Raw genomic sequence first — 15,505 nt, forward strand, 5'->3', positions numbered from 1 at the left:
TGATGTTTCGTGGTCGGCGGGTTGCTGCCGTATTGGCTCTTGCCTCGGTGGTAGCCGTCGTCTCTGGTTGTGTGCGGTCAGTGGAAGGTCAGGCGACGGCGGCGCGACCGTCCGAAACCGGCCTCAGTTGGGGGGACTGTGACGGCTTCACGCCGGAAAACACCACGGTGCCGGCCAGCACGGTGTGCTCGGAACTCGAGGTGCCTGTCGACTACGCCAAACCCGACGGCGCCAAGGCGCGCCTGGCGATCATCAAGTACCCGGCAAAGGGCAACAAGATCGGGTCGCTGCTGATGAACCCCGGCGGGCCGGGCCAATCGGGCATCGAGGCCGCAACGGCCATCGTCAAGCAGGTGCCCAGGGAGATCCGCGACAGCTTCGACTTCATCGGCTTCGATCCGCGTGGTGTGGGGTCCTCCACCCCGGCCGTCGAGTGCAACTCGGACCAAGACGTGGACCGCCTGCGCGCGCAGAACGACACCGACTACAGCCCCGAGGGTGTCGCCCGCATGGAGCAGGACTCCAAGGACTTCGTGAAGCGCTGCATCGACAAGGTGGGCCTGGAGTTCCTCGCCAACGTCGGCACGGTGAACGTCGCCAAAGATATGGATCGGCTTCGTGCCGCCCTCGGTGACGAAAAGCTGACCTACCTGGGCTATTCGTACGGCACCCGAATCGGCACCACGTACGCCGAGCAGTTCCCCCAGAATGTGCGGGCCCTCATCCTCGACGGGGTGATCGATCCCAACGCTGATCCCACCCAGGCCGATATCGACCAGATCGCTGGATTCCAAAAGGCTTTCGACAACTACGCGGCCGACTGCGCCAAGAGCCCCAGCTGTCCGCTGGGCACGGATCCCGCGCAGGCGACCGCGCGCTACCGGGCCATGATCGATCCGCTGGTCGAGCATCCGGCCAAGACCAAGGACGGCCGCGGCCTGTCCCACGGTGACGCCATCATCGGCACCATCATGGTGATGTACTCGCCCACGCTGTGGGAGGCGTTCACCAAGGCGCTGCGCCAGCTCAGCGAGGGGTCGGGTGACATCCTGCAGCTGCTCGCCGACGCGTACATGAAGCGCGACGAAGAGGGGCACTACAGCCACGCGCAGGATGCGCAGACCGCCATCAACTGTGTGGACGAACCACCGCAGACGGACCGCGCCAAGACCGTCGAGAAGGACCGGCGCATCCGTGAGGTGGCCCCGTTCCAGGACTTTGGCGCATTCACCGGCAACGCACCGCTGGGCGTGTGTGCGTTCTGGCCGGTACCGCCGACGAGCAAGCCGCACCCCATCAACGTGCCCGGCTTGCCCAAGCTGCTGGTGGTGTCCACCACGTTCGATCCGGCGACCCCGTACCAGGCGGGTGTTGAGCTGGCCAAACAACTCGGCGGAGGCCTGCTCACCTACGAGGGGACCAAGCACACCATCGTGTTCGACGGGAATCAGTGCGTCGACAAAGCGGCGGAGACATATCTCATCAAGGTCACGACTCCGGCCGAAGGCGCCCGCTGCTGATCCCTTTTGGCATCCGACATGGCACGATGTGGCCCATGATGCGGATGCGCCGAGCGTTGCCGGTGATTCTTTTGATGTTCTCGGCGGCCCTCCCTGCCATCCCCGCGGCCGCTGTGCCGTTGCCGGCACCGAGCCCGTCGCTGCAGGCGTTCTATGACCAGAAAGTCACCTGGGGCAGTTGCGACGGCTTCGTCAGTGACACCAGCCGCATCCCGACGGCCCGGTGCGCCAAGGTGAAGGTGCCCGTCAGCTACGACAAGCTGATGGGTGCGGTGGCAGAGCTCGCTGTGCTGAAGGTGCCCGCCACCGGAAAGCGCGTCGGCGCACTGCTGGTGAACCCGGGCGGGCCCGGGGGATCGGGCGTGGACCTGGCGGCCGGCATGGGCGCCAAGCTCGGCGAGAGTGCGGTCGGGCAGAGCTTCGACATCGTCGGGTTCGATCCGCGCGGTGTCGGCGGCTCCACCCCAACCCTGCGGTGCCGCACCGACGCCCAGTTCGACGCCTTCCGCAAGGAGCCGCTGGCCGACTACAGCCAGGCCGGGGTCGCCCACATCGAGGATGTGTACCGCCAGTACGTCAACGACTGCGCGAGCCGGATGGGACTGGACTTCCTTGCCAATGCCGGAACCGCTTCGGCGGCAAGGGATATGGATATCGTCCGGGCGGCAGTCGGCGATAACAAGCTGAACTACCTGGGTTACTCCTACGGCACCGAGCTGGGCACCCAGTACGCCGAGTACTTTCCGCAGAATGTGCGCACGATGGTCCTGGACGGCGCGATCGACCCGACCATCGATCCGGTCGAATCCAACGTCCGGCAGATGACCGGATTCCAGGTGGCGTTCAACGACTACGCGGCCGACTGCGCCAAGGACCCCAAGTGCCCTCTGGGCACCGACCCGTCGCAGGCCGTGAAGCGTTTTCACCAACTGATCGATCCGTTGGTCACCAAGCCCGCGAAGACCAACGACCCGCGCGGCCTGGGCTATCAGGACGCCATCACCGGCACCATCCAGGCGATGTACACACCGCGCTACTGGAAGTACCTCACCTCCGGGTTGGCCGGGCTGGTCGATGGCAGCGGACCCGATGACCTGCTGTGGCTGGCCGACCAGTACCAGGAGCGCGACGACCAGGGGCGCTACGACAACCTGCAGGACGCCTTCAACTCGATCCGATGCGTCGACGGGCCGACCCCGCGGGACTCCGCTCCCTGGGTGGCCGCCGACAAACGACTTCGTGAGCAGGCGCCGTTCTCGAGCTACGGCACGTTCACCGGATACGCTCCGCGCGATTTGTGCGCGTTCTGGCCGGTGGCGCCGACATCGGCACCGCACACCCCGTCGACTCCCGGGCTTCCTCCGGTGGTGGTCATCTCCACCACCCACGACCCGGCGACGCCGTATGAGGCCGGTGTGGCGCTGGCGCAGCAATTGAACGGATCCCTCATCAGCTACGAGGGCACTCAGCACACCGTCGCGTTCAACGGAGAGGCATGTGTCGACGAGGCGGTCACGCGTTACTTCGTCGACGGCACGGTGCCTCCTAAGGACGTGCGGTGCTGAGCATCCGTGCCCGTGTACGCCGGATGTAATAGCCTCTGACCATGGATCGTCAGAAGGAATTCGTGCTGCGCACGCTGGAAGAACGCGATATCCGTTTTGTCCGGCTGTGGTTCACCGACGTGCTTGGCTACCTCAAGAGCGTGTCCATCGCGCCGGCCGAACTCGAAGGCGCCTTTGAAGAGGGCATCGGCTTCGACGGATCCTCCATCGAGGGCTTCGCCCGTGTCTCCGAATCGGACACCGTCGCGCACCCCGACCCGTCGACATTTCAGGTGCTGCCCTGGACCACCAGCGCCGGCAAGCACCACTCCGCGCGGATGTTCTGCGATATCAAGCTGCCCGACGGATCGCCGTCCTGGTCGGATCCGCGGCATGTGCTGCGTCGCCAGCTGGCCAAGGCAAGCGATTTGGGCTTCTCCTGCTACGTGCACCCGGAGATCGAGTTCTTCCTGCTGAAGAACTTGCCCGACGACGGCTCGGCGCCCATCCCGGCCGATGACGCGGGGTACTTCGACCAGGCCGTGCACGAGGCGGCGCCGAACTTCCGCCGGCATGCCATCGATGCGCTCGAATCCATGGGCATCTCCGTGGAATTCAGCCACCACGAGGGCGCGCCCGGCCAGCAGGAGATCGACCTGCGCTACGCCGACGCTCTGTCCATGGCGGACAACGTGATGACGTTCCGCAATGTGGTCAAGGAAGTGGCGATCATCGACGGTGTGCATGCCACCTTCATGCCCAAGCCGTTCAGCGATCACCCCGGCAGTGCGATGCATACCCACATGAGCCTGTTCGAGGGCGATACCAACGCATTCCACAATCCCGATGACCCGCTACAGCTTTCCAGCGTCGGTAAGTCGTTCATCGCGGGAATTCTGGAGCACGCCAACGAGATCAGCGCTGTCACCAACCAGTGGGTGAACTCGTACAAGCGCCTGGTACACGGTGGTGAGGCGCCCACGGCGGCATCCTGGGGTGCGGCCAACCGTTCGGCGCTGGTGCGGGTTCCGATGTACACGCCCAACAAGTCGTCCTCGCGCCGCATCGAGGTGCGCAGCCCCGACTCGGCCTGCAATCCGTACCTGACGTACGCGGTGCTGCTGGCCGCCGGGTTGCGTGGTGTGGAACAGGGTTACACGCTTGGGCCCGAGGCCGAGGACGATGTGTGGCAGCTGACCGCCGCGGAGCGTCAGGCCATGGGTTACAAGGAGCTGCCCAGCACGCTGGAGAACGCGCTCATCGCGATGGAGCGTTCCGAGCTGGTCGCAGAAGCCTTGGGAGAGCATGTCTTCGACTTCTTCCTCCGGAACAAGCGGGCCGAGTGGGCGCGCTACCGCAGCAATGTGACCCCGTTCGAGCTGCGGGCCTACTTGGGTCTCTGAGGTGACTCGAGCCTCCACCGAGCGTTCGAAGGTTCCCAGTGTCGGGAGGCTGGGGCTTGTCGATGCGCGGGCCGCGTCACTGCTCGAAGAGCTGGGTTGGACCACCGAGGCGCACGTCCCGCTGTTGTGGTCGTTGTCGAGGTCGCCCGACGCCGACGCCGCACTGCTCACCCTGATCCGGCTGCATGAGGAAATGGGCGCCGACTGGGCGGCGCTGGATCGGGAGCTCGGCGCCGACACCGCACTGCGTGGGCGGATGCTGTCGGTGATCGGGTCTTCATTGGCGCTCGGCGATCACCTGGTGGCGCATCCGGACCGCTGGCAGCTGCTGGTCGGGGATATCGAACTCGAGTCCAAAGAGGCTCTCCAAGAACGATTCCTGGCGGCCGTGGGTGCGGTCGGGGGACGCGCCTCGGTATCCGAGGGCACCGCGATCTCGGCGTTGCGCGACGCCTATCGGGATCGGCTCCTGGTGCTCGCCGCACTCGATCTCGCGGCCACCGTCGAGAACGAACCGGTGTTGCCGTTCCCGGTGGTGGGCCAGCACCTGGCGGATCTGGCCGATGCCGCGCTGACGGCGGCACTGGCCGTTGCGGTGTCGCTGGTGGTGCCGGACGGGCAGGAGCCGCCCCGGCTCGCCGTCATCGCAATGGGCAAATGCGGTGCGCGCGAACTCAACTACGTCAGCGATGTCGACGTCATCTTTGTGGCCGAGGAGGCGGACTCGCTGACCACCCGCGTCGCCGGGGAGATGATGCGCATCGGCTCCAGCACCTTCTTCGAGGTGGACGCGGCACTGCGCCCGGAAGGTAAGGCCGGCGCACTGGTGCGCACCCTGGATTCTCATGTGGCCTACTACCGGCGCTGGGCCAAGACCTGGGAGTTCCAGGCGCTGCTGAAGGCGCGGCCCGCCGTCGGCGATCCCGAGCTGGGCAAGGCGTATATCGACGCCCTCATGCCGATGGTGTGGACCGCTTGCGAGCGTGAAGATTTCGTGTCTGAAGTGCAGGCCATGCGCCGCCGGGTGGAGTCGCTGGTGCCGGCGGACCTGCGCGAACGTGAGATCAAACTGGGCACCGGCGGGCTGCGTGACGTCGAATTCGCGGTGCAGCTGCTGCAGCTGGTGCACGGCCGGGTGGATGAGTCGCTGCACGTCGCCTCGACCATCGACGCCCTGGCGGCGCTGAGCGCGGGCGGCTACATCGGGCGCGACGACAGTGCGAATCTGACTGCCTCGTACGAGTTCTTGCGGCTACTGGAGCATCGGTTGCAGTTGCAGCGGCTCAAGCGCACCCACACCCTGCCGGCGCCGGAGGACACCGAGGCGATGCGCTGGCTGGCCCGGGCCGCCCACGTGCGCCCCGACGGGCAGAACGACGCGCTGGGGGTGCTGCGCGCCGAGATCAAGCGGCAGGCCGTACGGGTGTCTCGCCTGCACACGAAGCTGTTCTACCAACCGCTGCTGGAATCGGTCACCGAGTTCGACAAGGAAGCGCTGGGGCTGTCCAACGAGGCGGCGGTGCGTCAGCTCGCCGCCCTGGGTTACCAGCAGCCTCAGCATGCGCTCAGTCACCTGTCCGCGCTGACCAAGGAGGGCGGGCGCCGCGGGCGCATCCAAACGATCCTGCTACCAACACTTTTGGATTGGCTGGCGGACACTCCCGATCCGGATGCCGGACTGTTGGCCTATCGCCGGGTGAGCGAGGCGCTGGTCGACCAGACGTGGTACCTGCGCACGCTGCGCGACGAGGGCGCGGTGGCCAAGCGCCTCATGCGAATACTGGGCACCTCCGCCTATGTGCCGGACCTCATCATGCGCGCGCCCGAGGTGATCCAGCTGTATGCCGACGGGCCTAATGGGCCCAAACTTCTTGAGGCAGAACCTGTCTCGGTGGCGGGAGCGCTCATCGCGTCCTCGGCACGGCATGCCGATCCCGAGCGTGCGATCGGGGCGGCACGATCATTGCGGCGCCGGGAGCTGGCCCGGGTGGCCTCGGCGGATCTGTTGGGTCTGCTGGACGTGGTCGATGTCTGTGGCGCGCTGACCTCGGTGTGGGTGGCGGTGCTGCAGGCGGCCCTGGACGCCCTGATCAAGGGGAGTGTCCCCGAAGGGGACGAGGCTCCCGCGAGTATCGCCGTCATCGGGATGGGCCGGCTGGGCGGAGGCGAGCTGGGCTATGGATCCGATGCCGACGTGCTGTACGTGTGCGAGGCGCGCGGTGCCACCACCGACGACGAGGCTGTCCGCTGGTCGGCGACGATCGCCGAGAATCTGGGCAAGCTGCTGGGCGCGCCGAGCACCGATCCGCCGCTGCAGGTCGACACCGGGCTGCGTCCGGAGGGGCGCAATGGGCCGATGGTCCGCACCCTGGCGGCCTACGAGACCTATTACGCGCAGTGGGCACAGCCGTGGGAGGTGCAGGCGCTGCTGCGCGCGCACAGCGTCGCCGGCGATGCCGACCTGGGTCTGCGGTTCCTGCACATGATCGACAAGACGCGGTATCCGGCCGGTGGCATCGCCCTGGATTCGGTGCGCGAGATCCGCCGGATCAAGGCGCGGGTGGATGCCGAGCGGCTGCCCCGCGGCGCCGATCCGAACACCAACACCAAGCTGGGCCGTGGCGGGCTGGCCGACGTGGAGTGGACCGTGCAGCTGCTGCAGTTGCGCTACGCCCACGAACATCCGTCCCTGCACAGCACATCGACCCTGCAGACACTGCATGCCGCGGCCGAGGCCGGGCTCATCGAGGCCGAGGATGCCGAGCTGCTGCGCCAGGCGTGGCTGACTGCAACCAACGCGCGTAACGCGCTGGTGCTGGCGCGCGGTAAGCCCACCGACCAACTGCCAGGCCCCGGGCGGCTGCTCAATACCGTGGCGGCGGCCGCGGGCTGGCCGGACACCGACGGCGGCGAGTTTCTGGACAACTATCTGCGGGTGACCAGGCGCGCGAAAGCGGTCGTACAGCGCGTCTTTGGGGGGTAGCTTCTTGCGGGTCACGATCCCTTTCCGCGGATCCCAGTCCTTCAAGGAGCGGCCATGAAGTGCACATCGATCGTCGTGGGTCTTGGTGTTGTCGCCGGTGCTCTGGGCATGGCGGCGCCCGCCGCGGCGAAGCCGGGTGACTGCACCGTCTCCGAGGAGGCACGGCTCGATGCGGTGGAGGCGACCAAGCGCGCGGAGTATCTGGAACGCCATCCCGACGTCAACGCGGGGATCAGTGATGCCCTCAAGAACACCCCCGGCGACGGCGGTGCCAAGCATGAGGCCGTGCAGGCCTACCTCACGGCGAATCCGGCGGCCAGGGCGGACCTGGACGCGATCCGTCAGCCCGTGCAGGACTTCAAGAACCGCTGCTGGCCCGACGGTTAGGTGCTCGTCAAACCTCACGAATGTAATTTTCTCAGCGCTTCTCATGGTTTCTTAACGTTCGGGCCATGACCGTCCAACCAACGCTCGATAGCGTCCCGGACGAGCCGGCACGTCGTCGGCTGTAACGCTGAACAAGGAGTACTCCATGAAGTTCACCTCTGCTGTACTCAGCGGTGTCGTTGGTGCCGGCGCGGTCGCCAGCGCCCTGGCCTTCGCGGGTGCCGCTGGCGCAGCTCCCGGCCAGTGCACTGCCGCCGAGTTCGCCCGGACCCACTCGACCGTGTCGAGCCAGGTCGCGAGCTACCTGGACAAGAACCCGACGATCAACGACGGCATCACCAAGGCCGCCAAGGGCGCGCCCGAGGGCGAGCGCCGTGAAGCCATCAAGACCTACCTCGATGGTCAGCCCGCCGCCAAGGCCGAGCTCGACAAGATCCGTCAGCCGCTGACGAGCCTGAAGAACAGCTGTGGCGCGGACACCGATGACGCGGCCCCGGCAGCTCCTGCCGGACTGGTGGGCCAGCCCGCTGCGCCTGCCACCGAGAATGCCCCCGCTGAGCAGCCGCAGCAGCCGTGGAACCCCTTCGCGCCGCAGCAGCAGCCGGCTCAGGAAGTCGCGGAAACGGCCAACACGCAGCCGGCCGCGCCGGCCAAGCCGGCATCGCCGGCCGTCACCGCGGTGGTCGATCAGCAGGACGTCTAACAACACACTTAGACGGGCGGCCTAGCCTTAGGCAGCAATGACTCAGGAAACCCCCGCTCGTCACAAGGTGTTGATGGTCGATGACGACCCGGACGTTCGGAACTCGGTAGCCCGCGGGCTACGTCATTCGGGTTTCGACGTCCGGGTCGCTGTCGATGGCCGTGATGCGCTTACCCAGCTCGCGGCCGACGAACCCGACGCCCTGGTGCTCGATGTGCAGATGCCCGAGCTGGACGGGGTGGCGGTGGTTACCGCACTGCGGGCCCTGGGTAACGACATTCCCATCTGCGTCCTCAGCGCACGCGACACCGTCAACGACCGGATCGCCGGCCTGGAGGCCGGCGCCGATGACTATCTGACCAAACCCTTCGATCTCGGCGAGCTGGTGGCGCGCCTGCGTGCCCTCCTGCGCCGTCGCGGCGCCGGTGGCGGCGGTCTGGCCGCCTCCGCCATCACCGTCGGACAGATCACCGTGGACGTATCTCGCAGGCTGGTCTTCGCCAGCGGAGAACGCGTCGAGCTGAGTAAGCGCGAGTTCGATCTGCTGGTGGTGCTGGCCGAAAACACCGGTGTGGTGCTCAGCCGCGCCCGGCTGCTGGAACTGGTGTGGGGGTACGACTTTGACGTCGAGACCAATGTCGCCGACGTCTTTGTGAGCTATCTGCGCCGCAAACTGGAAACCGGAGGTGCCCCCCGTGTCATCCACACCGTCAGAGGTGTGGGGTACGTGATGAGGGAAGAGCCGTGAAACGCTCGCTTTCCCTGCGCACCAGGGTCGCGGTAGCGGCCTTCCTGGCCGCTGGCCTGGTTGTTGCCCTGATCGGCATCGTCGCTGGTATCGCGTTGGTGCGCAACGATACTCAACAGCTGGACCGCCGCCTCGACGTTCTCGTCGATGCGGTACAGGCCACCACCCGGCACGGGGACACCACCTTTGTGCTCACCGTCCGGGACTCCACAAGCGGTGGGCTGGTGATCTTCCGGGGTGTCGAGCTGCCGAGGCTGCCGCTGGGAACCGAGAACGTCAACGTCGGGGGTGTCACCTACCGTGTCCGGACTATCGAGAACCCCGAAGAGCAGACCGTGCTCTCGCTGGGAACCCGGGCGGACGCGGTACTGGTGAACCACCGCGGAATTCCGGTGTTCATCGCCCTTGGTGTGCTCTCGATGCTGCTGGCCGGCGGCTTCGCGTGGCTGTTCGCCGGGCGGGCGGTGCGGCCACTGCGTCAGCTCACCGAGCAGACCCGGCAGCTCGATACCGACGGCCTGCAGGTCGCCGCGGTGCGCGGTGCCCGGGAGTCCGAAGAACTTGCCGACGCCCTGACCGCCATGCTCGGGCGGGTCTCGGCGGCGCAGTCCGACACCACCAAATCGCTTCTGGCCGCCCGCGATTTCGCCGCCAGTGCCGCCCACGAGCTGCGCACCCCGCTCACCGCGATGCGCGCAGACCTGGACACCTTGCGCGCACATGACCTCTCGAATGAGGAACATTCCGAGGTGATCGGCGACCTGCAGCGCGCGCAACGCCGTGTCGAGGCCACCATTACGGCACTGGGGCAACTGGCCTCGGGAGACCTCGCCCGGCGTGAGGACCGTGAACTGGTGGACATCGCCGACCTGCTGGACCGGGTGGCAGCGGATGCGTTGATGCACCGTGCCGCCACGCCGGAGATCACCGTCAATTCCGACGACTGCGGCGTGGTGCTGGGCTGGCCGGACGGGCTGCGGCTGGCTGTCGACAACCTGGTGCGCAATGCCATCAACCATGGCGACGCCAAACACGTTGTGCTTTCCGCCAATCGGGTGGATGACCGGTTGGTTATCGAGGTCGATGACGACGGCACCGGGCTACCCGAGGCCGATCGGGAACGGGTGCTCGGGCGATTTGAGCGTGGACCCGGCGCCAAGCCCGGCGGGCTGGGATTGGGTCTGGCGCTTGTCGCGCAGCAGGCCGCGTTGCACGGGGGAGACGTGGTGCTGTCGGCCAGCCCGCTGGGCGGTCTGCGGGCGACGCTGACGATCTTGGCCGAATAGACCTGCCCGTCTAGTTCTTGCGGGACCCGTATTTGTCGAGCCACTCGCGGGCTTCCCCGGGCAGGTTCCCCGAGGCCTCGGCGGTCTTGCACCAACGCCGCACCATTTTGACCATGTTGGCGGGGTTGTAGGCGTCCTCCTGTTGCGACCACAGGCCGCCCCCGGCGTAGTGCAGCACGGTCAGGTTCGGCTCGCCCCAATGCTGGCCGTCACCGGGATCGCTCATCACGTTATCGATTTCGCAGACCACCCAACCCTTTTCGGGGTCGAAGACGGTCCAGGTGGCGGGCAGGCTGGGCATGTGGTTGCCGGGGAATTCCGCCATGACCGCGGTGATGTACTGCCGGATGGCCTCCTTGCCGTGCAGGCGACCCACCACGTGTTCGATGTAGAGGGCGTCCTCGGTGTACATCTCGGCATAGGGGTTCCAGTCGCCGGTTTCGATGCAGCGATGGACGGTGGCCTGGTGTTGCGTGAACGCTTCCTCGAGTTCGGCGCGGCTAAACGATGGCATGGCTAAGAGAGTGCCATAAGGTACCGTCCCTGAGGTGCGAGGACGGAGCGCCGTGGGGGCATTGGGCTGGCTGCTGAGCATCGTCGCCATGCTGGCTATCGCGTCCCGTTGGGTGCGCACAAGCTGGTCACCCCTGATCGGGCTGACCGCCGGCTGGCCCGTCACGTGTCTGCTGACGATCCTGGGGCTGTTGCTGTTCCTCGCAGTGCGGCAGTGGTGGGGCGTGTTGACGGCGACCGTCGTGATCGCGTTGCAGGTGCTTGCCGTCGCACCGCTTTACCTGCCCGACAGCCACCCGCAGGGGACAACCGTCACGGTGCTGCAGACGAACCTGCGTTTCGGTGTCGGTGACGCCGGGGCGGTGGTGGCCGCGATTCACGAGCACGATGTGGGTGTGGTGACCGTTGACGAGCTCACCCCGGAAGCCCGGGCGAAACTCGTTGCCGCGGGAATTGATTCGGTGCTTCCTTATTCGTACACCATCGCCGAACCGAAGGCGGCTGGCACTGGAATCTGGAGTCGATACCCGCTGACCCCGGTGCATCAGGACGACCAGAGCTTTGCCATGCGGCAGATCTGGGCGGAGGCCGAGATCCCCGGAGTGGGGCCGGTCATGCTCGTCGCGGTGCACACCCGTCCGCCGGAGAAGGACATGAGTTCACCGGGCTGGCTCACCGAGCTGGACACCATTGGCCGTCAGTTGCAGGCACTGCGCCCCGATGTGAAAGTGATTGTCGGCGGCGACTTTAACGCGACCTACGACCACTTCGTGTTCCGGCAGATCCTCACGGGCGGTTTCGCCGACGCGGTGGATCAGGCCGGGGCCGGCTGGCTGCCGACCTGGCGCGAGGGGCGCTGGTACACCAGGCTGATCGGGATCGACCACGTACTGACCCGAGGGGCGGCCGCCACCTCGGTGAGTACTCAGGAGATCTACGGCACCGACCACCGGGCGCTCATCGCCACGGTGGTGGTGCCTAGCTCTTCTTGAGCGCCGCGTCGACCGAGAGCGATCCGCCGCCGGTGAACACCAAGAGGAAAAAGCCCCAGCAGAACAGGGCCGCCAGCTCGCCGTTGTTCTCGATGGGAAGCAGCCCGGCGGATTGGTGCTGGGTGAAGTAGGCAACCGCCATCGTTCCCGAGGCGATGAAGGCCGCTATCCGGGTTCCGGCGCCGAACAGAATCGCGACGCCGGTCAGGAACTCGACGGCACCTGCCCACCAGCCGAGTGACCACGACTCGACCGGGGGCATCGAAGCCAGGTCGGGCCAGCGGAACAGGATGGCGGTGCCGTGGACGGTGAACAGGAATCCGAAGACGATCCGGAACAACGACAGGACAACGGGCGTGGCGCCGTCGAGCTTGGCGACTGAGCTGGAGGTGCTGGAGGAGGCCATGGCCAGGATGCTAAACCAATTCGCGCGTAACGACTTAGCGCTTAGCGCGGGTAATGAATCGGTCGAGGGACAGCGACCCGCCGCCGGTGAACACCAGTAGCAGGAAGATCCAGCTGTAGAGAGCGGCGGCCTCCCCGTTGTTCTGGATCGGCAGCAGTCCCTCGGGCTGGTGGTAGCTGAAGTAGGCGACTGCCATCGCACCCGAGGACACGAACGCGGCGAATCTGGTGCCGAGCCCGAGGATGATCGCCGCTCCGCCAAGGAATTCGATGATGCCGGCCCACCAGGGCAGCGTGCCGACGGGTTGCAGGAACGAGGCGAGTGGCCAACCGAACAGGTGGGAGGTGCCGTGCAGGAAGAAGAGGAACCCGACCACGATCCGGAATGCCGACAGGGCGACCGGTGTCAGACCGGTGAGCTTGTTTTCGATATCAGCGAGAGCCATGCGTCTAACAATAGGACCATAGTCCGCTTTATTCCTGTCTACGCGTCGGCAACCGCGTTCACCAGCGTCTCTGCCGCGAGAAGGCCGAGGTTGTTGGACGCCAACGGGCTGTCGCCGGTGAGGAGCTTGCGGTCGGCGTGTGTTTGCCCGGTGATTCCGGTGTTGAGGATGGTGACACCTTGTTTACGCAGATTCTCTCCGACAAGCCACGGCATTTGTCCTGGGATGTAACCGATTTCGATGTTCACCCCAGTGTCCAGGCTGTCGGGGAAAACGCATAGGCTGTAGCCCCGGAAAGGCGAATCCTCGCGATCCAGGCCGGCGGCGAGCAATGCCCCCGGGCCGTGACACAAGGTGATGACGTACTTGTCGTACTCCAGCGCCCAGTCCAAGACCGTCCGGACTTCTTCGCTGTCTGGGATGCCCAGGAGCACGCCGTGGCCGCCCGGGATGAACACGGCGAGGTAATCCGAGTCGGGGCCCAGGCCCTCGGCAATGACATGGGAGAGCTTCTGGGGCTTCTTAAGTTGCGCGGAAAGCTCGGAGTAGGTGGTCAGGACGGCTTCGTCCTTGCGCGGCATCGCCCAGAGTTCAAGTTTGGCGGGGTTACCGGACACTGTGGCGACGTCGATCCCGAAGCCGGCGGCTTTGAGGTGATGCAGGGGGAGCAGCATCTCGACGGGGTGGTTACCGGTAGAGAACATCGTGCCGTTCTGCATCAGCATGTAGCGCTCTTCGGTAGCGATCATGAGGATCTTCCAGCGTCCACCGGTGTAGGCATTTTCGTAACGAACGCCGGCGAAGTCGGTCGTGGAGGGCACGTACTGGCTCAGCGAGTAGGGGGACGGGAAGTAGGCGTTGTCTTCGGCAGGGTCGGGGGCAGGGATTTTGCTCAGTTCGTCGGCTGCGTTCGGCACGGATTCCACGCTCCTCGAAAAGTTAGACGGGACATCTACTTTCAACCTACGTCGGTGCGAGGTATTCCGTGCCGCACAAATGACAAGGCCCCCGGGAAGATCCCGGGGGCCTTGACGATGTGCGGATTACACGGCTCTACACATCAAAGTAGAGGGCTACCTCGTACGGGTGAGGACGGATGTTGATCGGCTCGATCTCGTTCTCGCGCTTGAACGCGATCCAGGTCTCGATCAGATCGGAGGTGAAAACGCCACCCTCGGTGAGGTACTCGTGATCCTTCTCAAGGTTGTCGATCACGGTGGCCAGGTTGGTCGGGGCCTGTGGAATGTTGGCGGCCTCCTCCGGAGGCAGCTCGTACAGGTCCTTGTCGACGGGAGCCAACGGCTCGATCTTGTTCTTGATGCCGTCGATACCGGCCATCAGCATGGCCGCGAACGCCAGGTACGGGTTACCCGAGCTGTCCGGGCAGCGGAACTCGAGGCGCTTGGCCTTCGGGTTGTTACCGGTGATCGGGATGCGCACGCACGCCGACCGGTTGCGCTGGCTGTAGACCAGGTTGATCGGGGCCTCGTAGCCCGGCACCAGCCGCTTGTAGGAGTTCACCGTCGGGTTGGTGAACGCCAGCAGTGACGGGGCGTGGTGCAGGATGCCGCCGATGTAGTGGCGGGCCACATCCGAGAGCCCGGCGTACCCGGCCTCGTCGTGGAACAGCGGCTTGCCGTCCTTCCACAGGGACATGTGGGCGTGCATGCCCGATCCGTTGTCACCGAACAGCGGCTTGGGCATGAAGGTGACGGTCTTGCCGTTGGCCCATGCGGTGTTCTTGATGATGTATTTGAACAACAGCACGTCGTCGGCCGCGGCCAGCAGGGTGTTGAACTTGTAGTTGATCTCGGCCTGCCCGCCGGTGCCCACCTCGTGGTGACCGCGCTCCAGGGTGAATCCGGCGTTGATCAGGTTGGTGGTCATCTCGTCGCGCAGGTCGACGAAGTGGTCGTACGGGGCGACGGGGAAGTAGCCACCCTTGGGGCGCACCTTGTAGCCGCGGTTCGGGCTGCCGTCCTCCTCGTAAGGCTCGCCGGTGTTCCACCAGCCGGCCTCCGAGTCGATCTCGTAGAAGGTGCCGTTGATCTTCGAGTCGAAGCTGACCGAGTCGAAGATGTAGAACTCGGCCTCGGCGCCGAAGTAACAGGTGTCGGCGATACCGGTGCTGGTCAGGTACTGCTCGGCCTTGCGGGCCACGTTACGCGGGTCACGCGAGTAGGCCTCGCGGGTGAACGGGTCATGCACGAAGAAGTTGACGTTCAGCGTCTTGGCGGCGCGGAACGGGTCGATCTTGGCCGTCGAGATATCGGGCAGCAGGAGCATGTCGGATTCGTGGATCGACTGGAATCCGCGCACAGAGGACCCGTCGAAGCCGAGACCGTCTTCGAAGACGCTGGCATCGAAAGCAGATGCGGGGATGGAGAAGTGCTGCACGACGCCCGGCAGGTCACAGAACCTGACGTCCACGTACTCGACCTTCTCGTCGGCAATGAACTTGAATACCTCGTCGGGGCTACTGAACGCCATGCTTCTCCTTGTTTTTTCCTCTTGGGTCCACTGAAACCATGACCGCGCGACTGAACCTATGAAGCTGGTGTTGCCCGCCGGTCAA

Annotated in this window: 14 protein-coding genes; 9 read left to right on the forward strand and 5 right to left on the reverse strand. The window is 65.7% G+C overall.

All coding sequences use genetic code 11. The features are described from left to right. The first annotated feature begins 2 nt into the window (after nt 1–2). The 8 genes from B4394_RS23080 to B4394_RS23115 all read left to right on the forward strand — a co-directional run bounded on the left by B4394_RS23080 (nt 3) and on the right by B4394_RS23115 (nt 10,574). The gene (locus tag B4394_RS23080; RefSeq protein WP_212566666.1) at nt 3–1,520 is read left to right on the forward strand and encodes an alpha/beta hydrolase; all 1,518 of its coding nucleotides are present in this window, start codon (nt 3–5) and stop codon (nt 1,518–1,520) included. 35 nt (nt 1,521–1,555) lie between these two features. Further along, nucleotides 1,556–3,085: an alpha/beta hydrolase gene (locus B4394_RS23085; RefSeq protein ID WP_078312603.1), complete on the forward strand. Its 1,530-nt coding sequence runs from the start codon at nt 1,556–1,558 to the stop codon at nt 3,083–3,085. 41 nt (nt 3,086–3,126) lie between these two features. Beyond that, nucleotides 3,127–4,467: a type I glutamate--ammonia ligase gene (gene glnA, locus B4394_RS23090; protein ID WP_078291412.1), complete on the forward strand. Its 1,341-nt coding sequence runs from the start codon at nt 3,127–3,129 to the stop codon at nt 4,465–4,467. Between the two features lies 1 nt (nt 4,468). After that, the gene (locus tag B4394_RS23095) at nt 4,469–7,450 is read left to right on the forward strand and encodes a bifunctional [glutamine synthetase] adenylyltransferase/[glutamine synthetase]-adenylyl-L-tyrosine phosphorylase (RefSeq protein WP_078316397.1); all 2,982 of its coding nucleotides are present in this window, start codon (nt 4,469–4,471) and stop codon (nt 7,448–7,450) included. Nucleotides 7,451–7,504: 54 nt separating this feature from the next. Beyond that, entirely contained in the window at nt 7,505–7,837 is a 333-nt protein-coding gene (locus B4394_RS23100; RefSeq protein ID WP_078312605.1) for a hemophore-related protein, read from the forward strand. Nucleotides 7,838–7,982: 145 nt separating this feature from the next. After that, nucleotides 7,983–8,540 (forward strand): hemophore-related protein, encoded by a 558-nt coding sequence (locus tag B4394_RS23105; RefSeq protein WP_078312606.1) that lies wholly within the window; start codon nt 7,983–7,985, stop codon nt 8,538–8,540. 67 nt (nt 8,541–8,607) lie between these two features. Beyond that, the gene (locus B4394_RS23110) at nt 8,608–9,288 is read left to right on the forward strand and encodes a response regulator transcription factor (protein ID WP_286142374.1); all 681 of its coding nucleotides are present in this window, start codon (nt 8,608–8,610) and stop codon (nt 9,286–9,288) included. After that, nucleotides 9,285–10,574: a sensor histidine kinase gene (locus B4394_RS23115; protein WP_078312608.1), complete on the forward strand. Its 1,290-nt coding sequence runs from the start codon at nt 9,285–9,287 to the stop codon at nt 10,572–10,574. The genes B4394_RS23110 and B4394_RS23115 overlap by 4 nt, the downstream gene beginning before the upstream one ends. A gap of 10 nt (nt 10,575–10,584) precedes the next feature. On the opposite strand, the gene B4394_RS23120 is transcribed toward B4394_RS23115, so the two are convergent. Then, on the reverse strand, nt 10,585–11,088 hold the full coding sequence (locus B4394_RS23120) for a nuclear transport factor 2 family protein (protein ID WP_078312609.1): 504 nt from the start codon (nt 11,086–11,088) through the stop codon (nt 10,585–10,587). A 52-nt stretch (nt 11,089–11,140) separates the two neighbouring features. Here B4394_RS23120 and B4394_RS23125 point away from each other — a divergent pair, with 52 nt between their 5' ends. Beyond that, on the forward strand, nt 11,141–12,079 hold the full coding sequence (locus tag B4394_RS23125; protein ID WP_078316398.1) for an endonuclease/exonuclease/phosphatase family protein: 939 nt from the start codon (nt 11,141–11,143) through the stop codon (nt 12,077–12,079). Here B4394_RS23125 and B4394_RS23130 read toward each other — a convergent pair. From B4394_RS23130 to glnA (B4394_RS23145), 4 genes are all read right to left on the reverse strand, one after another. Then, the gene (locus B4394_RS23130) at nt 12,066–12,485 is read right to left on the reverse strand and encodes a DoxX family protein (protein ID WP_078312611.1); all 420 of its coding nucleotides are present in this window, start codon (nt 12,483–12,485) and stop codon (nt 12,066–12,068) included. The two genes, B4394_RS23125 and B4394_RS23130, sit on opposite strands and share 14 nt — an antisense overlap. A gap of 34 nt (nt 12,486–12,519) precedes the next feature. Next, nucleotides 12,520–12,930: a DoxX family protein gene (locus B4394_RS23135; RefSeq protein ID WP_078312612.1), complete on the reverse strand. Its 411-nt coding sequence runs from the start codon at nt 12,928–12,930 to the stop codon at nt 12,520–12,522. 38 nt (nt 12,931–12,968) lie between these two features. Continuing rightward, entirely contained in the window at nt 12,969–13,847 is an 879-nt protein-coding gene (gene hchA / locus B4394_RS23140) for a glyoxalase III HchA (protein ID WP_078312648.1), read from the reverse strand. 136 nt (nt 13,848–13,983) lie between these two features. Further along, nucleotides 13,984–15,420 (reverse strand): type I glutamate--ammonia ligase, encoded by a 1,437-nt coding sequence (gene glnA / locus B4394_RS23145; protein WP_030095429.1) that lies wholly within the window; start codon nt 15,418–15,420, stop codon nt 13,984–13,986. Nucleotides 15,421–15,505 lie beyond the last annotated feature (85 nt).

The sequence above is a fragment of the Mycobacterium sp. D16Q16 genome, from assembly GCF_002013745.1.
In the GTDB taxonomy this organism is placed as follows: domain Bacteria; phylum Actinomycetota; class Actinomycetes; order Mycobacteriales; family Mycobacteriaceae; genus Mycobacterium.

Coding starts and splice junctions, on each gene's coding strand:
- glnA (WP_078291412.1), top strand. CDS start 3,127: ATGGATCGTCAGAAGGAATTCGTGCTGCGCACGCTGGAAGAACGCGAT.
- B4394_RS23130 (WP_078312611.1), bottom strand. CDS start 12,485: ATGGCCTCCTCCAGCACCTCCAGCTCAGTCGCCAAGCTCGACGGCGCC.
- B4394_RS23105 (WP_078312606.1), top strand. CDS start 7,983: ATGAAGTTCACCTCTGCTGTACTCAGCGGTGTCGTTGGTGCCGGCGCG.
- B4394_RS23085 (WP_078312603.1), top strand. CDS start 1,556: ATGATGCGGATGCGCCGAGCGTTGCCGGTGATTCTTTTGATGTTCTCG.
- B4394_RS23135 (WP_078312612.1), bottom strand. CDS start 12,930: ATGGCTCTCGCTGATATCGAAAACAAGCTCACCGGTCTGACACCGGTC.
- glnA (WP_030095429.1), bottom strand. CDS start 15,420: ATGGCGTTCAGTAGCCCCGACGAGGTATTCAAGTTCATTGCCGACGAG.
- B4394_RS23100 (WP_078312605.1), top strand. CDS start 7,505: ATGAAGTGCACATCGATCGTCGTGGGTCTTGGTGTTGTCGCCGGTGCT.
- B4394_RS23120 (WP_078312609.1), bottom strand. CDS start 11,088: ATGCCATCGTTTAGCCGCGCCGAACTCGAGGAAGCGTTCACGCAACAC.
- B4394_RS23080 (WP_212566666.1), top strand. CDS start 3: ATGTTTCGTGGTCGGCGGGTTGCTGCCGTATTGGCTCTTGCCTCGGTG.